Raw genomic sequence first — 1,825 nt, forward strand, 5'->3', positions numbered from 1 at the left:
GCCGCCAGCACCGCGGCGACGACCTCTTCTTTGCCAAGCGGTTTCGCGGGGTCGGCAACCGTTGCCTCCGATGTAGCCATCTGTGTACAGTAACGGACGAACCGTCGTGTAGACAGTCGGCTACACGATGAAAGATTCGAAGGGACGGCCATGACTAGTGATCTGCGTGTGGTGAAACTGAGCGAGAACATCGGGGCGCGGGTCGACGGGGTGCGCCTCGGTGAGCTCGATGACGAAACTGCGGCCGCGATCAATCAGATACTGGCGCAGCATAAGGTGCTGTTCTTCCGCGGTCAGGATCACCTCGACGACGAGTCACACTTCGCCTTTGCGCAAAGCCTGGGTGTCCCCACGACTCCGCATCCCACGCTGAAATTCGAAGGCAGCCGGGTCATGCGGCTGGAGTCCGTGGGGGGCGGCGGCGCCAACCAGTGGCACACCGATGTCACCTTTGTTGACCGGGTGCCGAAGGCCTCGATCCTGCGCGCGGTCGAATTGCCTTCCTGCGGTGGTACCACCACCTGGGCCTCGACGGTGGCTGCCTATCAGCAGTTGCCGCAGCCTCTGCAACAGCTCGCGGACAGCTTGTGGGCGATGCATAGCAACGAGTTCGACTACGCCCAAATCGATCCGGCCAAGTTGGCGGCGTTACAGGCGAACCCCGATGCGGTATTGAAGTACGCCAACGAGTTTCATTCGACTCATTTCGAAACCCACCATCCGGTGGTGCGGGTGCATCCCGAGACCGGCGAACGATCATTGCTCCTTGGTAACTTCGTGAAGCGTATTCTGGGGGTAACCGGCAGCGAGTCGCAAGCCTTGTTCCGGATCTTCCAGGACCGTATTACGTGGCTGGAGAACACGATTCGATGGAACTGGGAACTCGGCGACGTCGCGATGTGGGACAACCGCGCGACCCAGCACTACGCCGTATCCGATTACGGAAAGCAGCCCCGCCGGATGCATCGGGTTACGTTGGCCGGCGACATCCCGGTGAGCGTGCACGGTGAGCAGAGCCGGGTAATCTCCGGTGACGCCACTGAATACTCGGTGATCGACAATCCGACATCGCGGGTGGCCTAAGCGCACCCCATCGCGCAGCCAGGTCGGCTATTTCGTCCTCGCAAGATGCGCGGTTCGCGCACAGCATGCGCAGAAGCGGCGCGAGCGCGTGATCAGGGCTGCAGCAGGCGCACGCCGAGGCGGTCTCCGGCTCGGGTCATCAATGCCAGCGGGGCGGTCATCGTGTTGATCAGGTGGCCGCGCAACTTGCTTCTGCGTCGGCCGAGGCCGCCGCCAATTCGGCGCATCGCGGCGGTGGTCGCGGGCAATGGTCGGAAAAACACGGTCATCTCCTCGATTAGACCGTCGTCGCGCAGCTTCAGGTAATCACAAAACTGGATCCGCAGGCCGTCCACGCGCGCGTGTCCGATAAGGACCGCGGCCCGGTCGGCGTGCAGCTCGTCTGTATAGGTGAGATCTTCTAGCACCGCGAGGATTACGGTTACGAGGTTGTCGAACTGGTCGCGGCCTTCGAACGCTAGCTCGTCAGTGAATGGAGAGCGGAGCACCGCGTTCTCGGCGAACGACTCCATCACGGCGCGGTGGTCTCGAGCTTCCATGGCGACCCGAAGCGGGAGCTTTGTGCCTATCACAACCACACCACCTCCGTGCGGGCCATTGATGCGCAAACCAGTCAGCCTGACATGTTACCCTGACTTATATGGCGTCCGCAACGCTGAACCCGTCGGACTACGTCGTTCTAGGGATGACCGGCTTCGGCGCCTGCTCTGGCTACGAGATCAAGCGAACCGTCGAGCTCTCG

The 1,825-nt window shown here is 61.9% G+C and carries 2 protein-coding genes; one reads left to right on the forward strand and one right to left on the reverse strand.

Features of this window, described 5'->3' with window-relative positions; translation table 11 throughout:
- Window positions 1–150 precede the first annotated feature (150 nt).
- On the forward strand, window positions 151–1,083 hold the full coding sequence (locus WAN71_RS19305) for a TauD/TfdA dioxygenase family protein (RefSeq protein WP_422226868.1): 933 nt from the start codon (window positions 151–153) through the stop codon (window positions 1,081–1,083).
- A gap of 92 nt (window positions 1,084–1,175) precedes the next feature.
- Here the strand turns inward: WAN71_RS19305 and WAN71_RS19310 are convergent, their stop codons facing one another.
- Window positions 1,176–1,655 carry a nuclear transport factor 2 family protein gene (locus WAN71_RS19310; RefSeq protein WP_422226869.1) on the reverse strand — a complete coding sequence of 160 codons (480 nt, stop codon included), beginning with the start codon at window positions 1,653–1,655 and terminating at the stop codon, window positions 1,176–1,178.
- Window positions 1,656–1,825 lie beyond the last annotated feature (170 nt).

The sequence above is a fragment of the Mycobacterium sp. genome (assembly GCF_049280035.1).
In the GTDB taxonomy this organism is placed as follows: domain Bacteria; phylum Actinomycetota; class Actinomycetes; order Mycobacteriales; family Mycobacteriaceae; genus Mycobacterium.

Bases quoted from the DNA above. Each gene is read 5' to 3' on its own strand.
- WAN71_RS19305 (WP_422226868.1), top strand. From the start codon at position 151: ATGACTAGTGATCTGCGTGTGGTGAAACTGAGCGAGAACATCGGGGCG.